Raw genomic sequence first — 6,159 nt, 5'->3', positions numbered from 1 at the left:
CGATCACGTCGACCGACTCGCTGGCGAGTGCCGTGCGCAAGACGGCACTCGCAGCGGCGGCGTCGGCTGCCTCAGGCAGGACGAGATCGCAGGCGATACCTTCAGCCAGCCAGACAACAGCGCTTGCGCCGACCGACCGTGAGGCCATATTCGCAAGCGACAGCGACAAAGCGCGCTCAGTGGGACGGGAAACAAGCGTGGCGATGAGCGGCATGGAACATTCCGGCGGGCAGGCGGGCAAGGGCCGCGTGAAGAACGCGATCCTGATAGCCGGGCCGACCGCCAGCGGCAAGTCGGCGCTTGCGCTCGATCTGGCCGAGCGCAGGGGTGGCGTGATCGTCAATACGGATTCCATGCAGGGCTATTCGGTGCTCGACGTGCTGACCGCCCGGCCGGAGGCGGCCGACCTCGCCCGCGCACCGCATTTCCTCTACGGCCATGTCCATCCGGCGACACCCTATTCCACCGGCGCCTGGCTGCGCGACGTGATGAAACTGATCGACGACGGCACATTCTCCGAACGGACAGCGATTTTTGTCGGCGGCACCGGGCTCTATTTTCGCGCATTGGCCGAGGGCATTTCGGAAATGCCCGACATTCCGCAACGGGTCCGCGACCGTTGGCGCTACGAATTGAAGGAGCAGGGCGCCGTCAAGCTGCACAGCCTGCTGCTGCGCGAGGATTCGGCGGCCGCCATGATGCTCAAGCCAACCGACAGCCAGCGCATCGTGCGGGCATTGGAGGTTCTCGATGCGTCTGGCCGTTCGATCCTGGAATGGCAGGCAGAGCGCGGCCAGCCGCTCATCGACAGGCAAAGCGCGCATTTCCTGGTGATCGAGCCGGATCGGGCGGCGTTGGTCGGACGCATCGACAAACGCTTCGACCAAATGCTGGACAAGGGCGCGCTGGACGAGGTCAAGCGGCTTGCGGCACTTGGCCTCGATCCCGAATTGCCGGCGATGAAAGCGATCGGCGTTCGCGAACTGCAGGCGGCGATGGCCGGAGGGATTGGCTTTCCCGAGGCAATCGAACGCGCCAAGATCGCGACCAGGCAATATTCCAAGCGGCAAACCACCTGGTTCAGGCATCAATTGGGGCCGGAATGGCTGAGGTTGCACCCCGGTGATGATCTGGAAACCACGATCTCAGCGCTTGCTTCCGATGCAACCTGAAAAGTTTACCTGCAAGGAAAGGTTCCCGTTGTGGTTGTCCAAATTAACCCTCCGTAAGCCCGCCCATGCCATAAGGTCGATGGGCACTTTTCCAACGGGGAGCAGATGCGTTTTCACAAGGCGGAATCAGCATTTTTCGTCTTTATATTCGTGATCCTGGCCGCCGGCCTGGTGACGCTGCATGCTTATGGACTTCTGCAGTCCTTCGCCGACGAGTTGCATACGGCTTCGGGTCTGGACAAGGTCATCTATCTCAACAAGCTCTTGTTCGCGACCGGCGTGCTCCTGGCCACCGCGCTGTTCTTCGGCATTTTCTTCATCTATCCGCTGATTCGAAAACAGGCGACGGAGGAGGGCAAGCTGCGCGCCATGACGGTCTCGCTCAGCGCGCGGTCGGAAACACTCGAGCATGCGGCGCTGACCGACGGCCTGACCGGCATGCAGAACCGGCGCTATTTCGATGATGCGCTGAAGGAGTATCTCGAGGAGTTCCGGCGCATCGAAAAGCCTGTCGGGCTGATGATCCTCGATCTCGACCATTTCAAGCAGGTCAACGACACCCATGGCCATGACGTCGGCGACGAGGTGCTCAAGGCGGTCGCGAGCTGTCTCAAGGATATGACGCGCTACCACGATGTGGTGGCGCGATTGGGCGGCGAGGAGTTCGCCGTGGTCACGCCCAACATGGACGCCGAGCTTCTGGGCAAGTTTGCCGAGCGCATCCGCAAGGCGATCGCCAACATGTCGGTGCTGTCGGGCAATGTCCGCCTCAAGATCACCACCAGCGTCGGGCTAGCCGTCTGGGACCGCAAGGAAACAGCGGAAGAGTTCTATCGCCGCGCCGACCGCCAGCTTTACGAGGCGAAGAGGCAAGGCCGCAACCGCGTCTGCGCCTAAAATCCCGTCCCTGAATTCGTGAGGCTGGCCGTCTGGCGCCGTTTTCTGTGCTTCCGATCCTCACGGACTCAAATGTCCGCTCCGCTTCGGTTCTCGAAAACAGCACCACCCGACTCAGCCTGACGAATTCCCTGACGGGATTTACCCAAGCGGTCCAGGCAGGGCGCGAGCTTAGCGCGGCTTCTCAATCGGCCGGCAGAACAGCCGGGTCGCAAGCTCAATCGTTTTGCGGGCGCAGGCCGAAGGTTGCGGGCTTGAGGCCGTAGCGCATGTCGAAATCGTCGTCCGATGGCGGGCGTGCGGCGGGTGGCTTGCGGTAGTCGGGGTCGCCGGCCTGGCGGCCTGAATCCACGACCTCGGCGAAGGCCATCGCCTGCTGCGTCGATTTCGGCACGTTGCGCAATCGTTCCACGATCGCCACCAGATCGACATCGTCGCCCGGCTTCGACGTGGCCTCTTCGCGTTTGGCGGTGCCGGGAAGCAGGTGGCTCGGCAGTTTTTCGAACTTCAGCCGCATGGTCGTCGCCACGCCTTCGCCGAAGGCGATGGCTTCGCGCTGGCCCATCGAGGACAGAAAGGCAAGCGTCGAGGCAGAAGAGTCGGCAATCGCCGAGCGGATGATCGCCTGGTCCTGCTCATTGGCAAGCCGCATGGCGAAGAAGGTCGAGCATTGCGACAGGATGGTCGGGTCGAGCTCGCCGGGGCGCTGGGTGACGACGCCGAGATAGCAGCCATATTTGCGGCCTTCCTTGGCAATGCGCGACAGCGCATGCCTGGTCGGCGCGAATCCGAGACGCGGGTCGGCCGGCATATAGCGGTGCGCCTCTTCGCACAAAAACAGAAGCTGCAGCTTGCCTTCGCTCCACAGAGCGAGATCGAAGGCCAGGCGCGCCAGCACCGAACAGACGGAATTGACCACTTCGGACGGCATGCCGGCCATCTCGAAGCAGGTCACGGGACGGCCATGATGCGGCACGCGGAAGATGTTGCCGATCGTCTCGTGGATGGTGTCCTCGATCAGGCGCGAGTTGAACATGAAGCGATAACGTGGATCGGCCGCCGCCGATTCGATGCGCGTCTTCAGCGATTTGAGCGTCGGGCGATCGGTCTTGCTTTCGAGCATGCCCATGCGCTCATCGATCTGCTTGAGCAGGTCGGCGATGCGGTAAGGCACTGGCGTATCGGCGGTCAGCGCATCGCTGCCGCGCCTGATATAGGAGCCCGAATTCGGGTTGCGGTAGAGATTCTTGGCGGCCGGGATCAGGTCGCGCAAGGCATCGATTTCTTCCGGCTCGGTCTCGCGGCCCCGGAACAGCACCTCGGCGAATTCCTCCAGCGTGAACATCCAGAACGGAAGATCCAAGGTTTTGGAATCGACCCTGACGCAGTATTCGGGCAGCGATGCCGCGAACTCGTTGTGCGGGTCGAGGATCAGGATGCGCAGATCCGGCCGTGCCGCGATCGACTTGCGCAGCAGCAGCGAAACGGCGGTGGATTTGCCGACGCCGGTCGTGCCGACAATGGCGAAGTGACGCGCCAGCGTATCGTCGATAGCGATGTTGGCGGCGATCGTCTCGTCCTGCGCGAGCGTGCCGATCGTGATCGAATGACGCCCGGCAAGGTCATAGACCGCCTGCAGGTCGCGGGTGCGGATGCGATGCGCAACGGCGCCGATATGCGGATAGGTGGTGATGCCGCGGTCGAAGACCGGTCTGGCGCCGGGCTCCGCACCGTCACGGACTTCGCCGATCAGCTCGATGCTGACCTCGATGGCGTTCTGGCCCTCATTGCTCCAGGCGCGGTCCGACTTGCCGATCGCGTAGACAAGGCCGACGGTTCGCGTCGATCCGAGATTGATGGAAATCATCTTCCCGACTGTCCACAGGCCGGTCACCGCGCCGTCGGCATCGTCCGCATAGGCGCTGATGGTGGCGCGAGCGCCGTCGCATTGCACGACATTGCCGAGGATGCGCTTGTCGTTCTGCTCGGTCTGGCGGCGCTCCTGCGAGGTCGGTTCCCCCACGGAGGCTTCGCGTTCGACATACATGGACAGGCCAATCCCCATTTCCCTGGAGAGTCGATCCTACCCGAATGGGGTTAAGGCCCGATGAGGTCGGATGGTGTAGAGAGCATTAAGGGGCCTGTGAAAATTGTCGCAAGGCGGCTCTTCTCCGGCGTCAATATTTCGCTATAATAGACATATGGATGATATAGCGAACGAAATTTCCTCGACGATAGGCCGCAGGATACACGCCGAAAGGGTCATGCGTGACTGGTCCCTGGCCGAACTGGCGGAGCATTCCGGCGTCTCGAAGGCGATGCTCAGCACGATCGAGCGAGGCAAGACCAGCCCGACGGCGGCGCTTCTGGTGCGCATCGCGTCGGCCTTCGGCATGACGCTGTCGACCTTGATCGCGCGCGCCGAGCTGCAGGGCGGCGGGCTGCTGCGCGAGGCCGACCAGCCGGTATGGCGCGATCCCGATACCGGCTATGTCAGGCGGCATCTTTCGCCGGCTGGCGATATGCCGCTGGAACTGATCAAGGTGCATCTGCCGGCGGGCGCCAGGGTCAGTTTTCCGGCTGCTTCATACGCCTTCATCAAGCAGCAGATATGGCTGATTTCCGGGCGGCTCGAATTCATCGAAGGCGATATGGCGCACAAGCTCGAGCCCGGCGACTGCCTGGCGCTTGGGGCGCCGTCGGACTGCACCTTCCATGCCCTGGAGCCCGGCGCCGACTATCTGGTCGCCCTGGTCAGAGGCTGACACAATGGCAAAGAGACCAAAGCGCTCCCACAATGGGGGGCCGCCTCTCGATGAGTACAAGGGCCCGCCATGGGGCACGGGCGATCCCTATATCTTCCTGGCCTGGCAGGCAGCGCACGCCAAGGCGTGGAAGGCGCCGAGCCACGAGGTCATGCTGTTGCGCATGGACAGAGCCGAGCGGCTTGGCCTGACCTACGAGGAGTACACGCTCGAGATTCTCGAGCGCGGGCGGCACCTCGGGCACGAAGATGCCGACCGCATCAGCGCCATCAAGGCGGCGCGAAAGCGTCGCCGCGCGCGCCATCTGGAGTGACGGCAATGCGCCCGCTTCTATCGCAATCACAGGATATCCCGCACATGAACTCGATCGAGATCGCAACCCTGACCCCGGCTGCCGAGACGCAGGACGGGCTGGCCGAATTGCTGGTCGCAACGGTGGCGGCAGGCGGTTCGGTCAGCTTCATGCATCCGTTGGCGCCGCAGGCGGCGAGGGGTTTCTGGGAGAAATCGCTGGCCGCGGCGGCAAGGGGCGAAAGAGCGGTGCTTGGCGCCTGGGACGGCAAAAACCTGGTCGGCACCGTGACCTTGCTGCTCGACTGTCCGCCCAACCAGCCGCACCGGGCCGAGATCGCCAAGCTGATGACACGCACCGACTACCGGGGCAGGGGCGTGGGAACGCGCCTGATGCGGGCCGCCGAGAGGCTTGCGGTGGAGAAGGGCCGCATGCTGCTGGTTCTGGACACGGCAACCGAGGAGGGCGCCTCACGCCTCTATGAGCGGTTGGGCTTCACGCTGGCCGGTGAGATACCGGACTATGCACTGAAGCCGCATGGCGGGCTGACCGGCACGCTGATCTACTGGAAGCGGATCGGGCAAATCTCGTAACCAATCATGCCGGCGCGGAGAGGCGCGACAGCAACCACTGGCGGAAATCCTGCTCGGCGCCGGTCAGGCGCGCTGTCGACGCCTTGGTCAGAAAATGGCCCGATGTGCTGGAGAGTTCGAAGTCGGAAAGCCTGACCAGCGTCTTGCTGTCGAGCGCCGCATCGACCAGCGGCCGCGAGCCCAAAAGCACGCCGGCGCCGGCCTTGGCCGCTTCCATGGCGGCAACGAAGCTGTCGAAGCGGTGCGATCGCCTGGGATGGCCGGCCAGCCTGGCGGCAGCGAACCATTCCGCCCACATCTCGCGCGCGCCGGCAACCAGAAGCAGCGGCCAGGAGGTCCAGTCTGCGTCGCCGACCAGACCCGGAGCCGCCACCGGCAGAAGCCGCTCGGCGGTCAGCCTGTCGGCTTCGCGGCCGGGGAAGGATCCGTTGCCGAAACGG

7 protein-coding genes and 1 pseudogene are annotated in these 6,159 nt (G+C 63.6%); 5 read left to right on the top strand and 3 right to left on the bottom strand.

The genetic code is table 11. The annotated features are described in order from the left end of the window. Positions 1–241, bottom strand: a pseudogene (locus EN932_RS26360) (phosphoserine phosphatase SerB); the annotation flags it as partial. Between EN932_RS26360 and miaA the strand changes: the two are divergent. Together miaA and EN932_RS26350 are read left to right on the top strand one after the other, a co-directional pair. After that, complete coding sequence (gene miaA, locus EN932_RS26355) at positions 204–1,172, top strand: tRNA (adenosine(37)-N6)-dimethylallyltransferase MiaA (RefSeq protein ID WP_013531036.1); 969 nt, start codon at positions 204–206, stop codon at positions 1,170–1,172. The pseudogene EN932_RS26360 and the gene miaA sit on opposite strands and share 38 nt — an antisense overlap. A gap of 105 nt (positions 1,173–1,277) precedes the next feature. Then, a complete protein-coding gene (locus tag EN932_RS26350; RefSeq protein WP_013531037.1) occupies positions 1,278–2,069 on the top strand; it encodes a GGDEF domain-containing protein in 792 nt (263 codons plus the stop codon). A 217-nt stretch (positions 2,070–2,286) separates the two neighbouring features. Here the strand turns inward: EN932_RS26350 and EN932_RS26345 are convergent, their stop codons facing one another. Beyond that, positions 2,287–4,116 (bottom strand): ATP-binding protein, encoded by a 1,830-nt coding sequence (locus EN932_RS26345; RefSeq protein ID WP_024501408.1) that lies wholly within the window; start codon positions 4,114–4,116, stop codon positions 2,287–2,289. 154 nt (positions 4,117–4,270) lie between these two features. Here EN932_RS26345 and EN932_RS26340 point away from each other — a divergent pair, with 154 nt between their 5' ends. From EN932_RS26340 to EN932_RS26330, 3 genes are read left to right on the top strand one after another with little or no spacing between them, the layout of a single operon-like run. Beyond that, positions 4,271–4,834 carry an XRE family transcriptional regulator gene (locus EN932_RS26340; protein WP_027160588.1) on the top strand — a complete coding sequence of 188 codons (564 nt, stop codon included), beginning with the start codon at positions 4,271–4,273 and terminating at the stop codon, positions 4,832–4,834. A 4-nt stretch (positions 4,835–4,838) separates the two neighbouring features. Continuing rightward, on the top strand, positions 4,839–5,147 hold the full coding sequence (locus tag EN932_RS26335) for a hypothetical protein (protein WP_013531040.1): 309 nt from the start codon (positions 4,839–4,841) through the stop codon (positions 5,145–5,147). A gap of 44 nt (positions 5,148–5,191) precedes the next feature. Then, complete coding sequence (locus EN932_RS26330) at positions 5,192–5,719, top strand: GNAT family N-acetyltransferase (protein WP_127385241.1); 528 nt, start codon at positions 5,192–5,194, stop codon at positions 5,717–5,719. Between the two features lie 4 nt (positions 5,720–5,723). Here EN932_RS26330 and EN932_RS26325 read toward each other — a convergent pair. Next, positions 5,724–6,159: LysR substrate-binding domain-containing protein (locus tag EN932_RS26325; protein ID WP_245483327.1), on the bottom strand; the 436-nt coding region annotated here is incomplete at its 5' end.

It is taken from the genome of Mesorhizobium sp. M7A.F.Ca.US.002.01.1.1 (assembly GCF_004022955.1).
Lineage (GTDB): Bacteria > Pseudomonadota > Alphaproteobacteria > Rhizobiales > Rhizobiaceae > Mesorhizobium > Mesorhizobium ciceri.
This window is presented reverse-complemented; position numbering and strand designations above follow the sequence as displayed.

Coding starts and splice junctions, on each gene's coding strand:
- EN932_RS26330 (WP_127385241.1), top strand. CDS start 5,192: ATGAACTCGATCGAGATCGCAACCCTGACCCCGGCTGCCGAGACGCAG.
- EN932_RS26350 (WP_013531037.1), top strand. CDS start 1,278: ATGCGTTTTCACAAGGCGGAATCAGCATTTTTCGTCTTTATATTCGTG.
- EN932_RS26345 (WP_024501408.1), bottom strand. CDS start 4,116: ATGTATGTCGAACGCGAAGCCTCCGTGGGGGAACCGACCTCGCAGGAG.
- EN932_RS26340 (WP_027160588.1), top strand. CDS start 4,271: ATGGATGATATAGCGAACGAAATTTCCTCGACGATAGGCCGCAGGATA.
- EN932_RS26335 (WP_013531040.1), top strand. CDS start 4,839: ATGGCAAAGAGACCAAAGCGCTCCCACAATGGGGGGCCGCCTCTCGAT.
- miaA (WP_013531036.1), top strand. CDS start 204: ATGAGCGGCATGGAACATTCCGGCGGGCAGGCGGGCAAGGGCCGCGTG.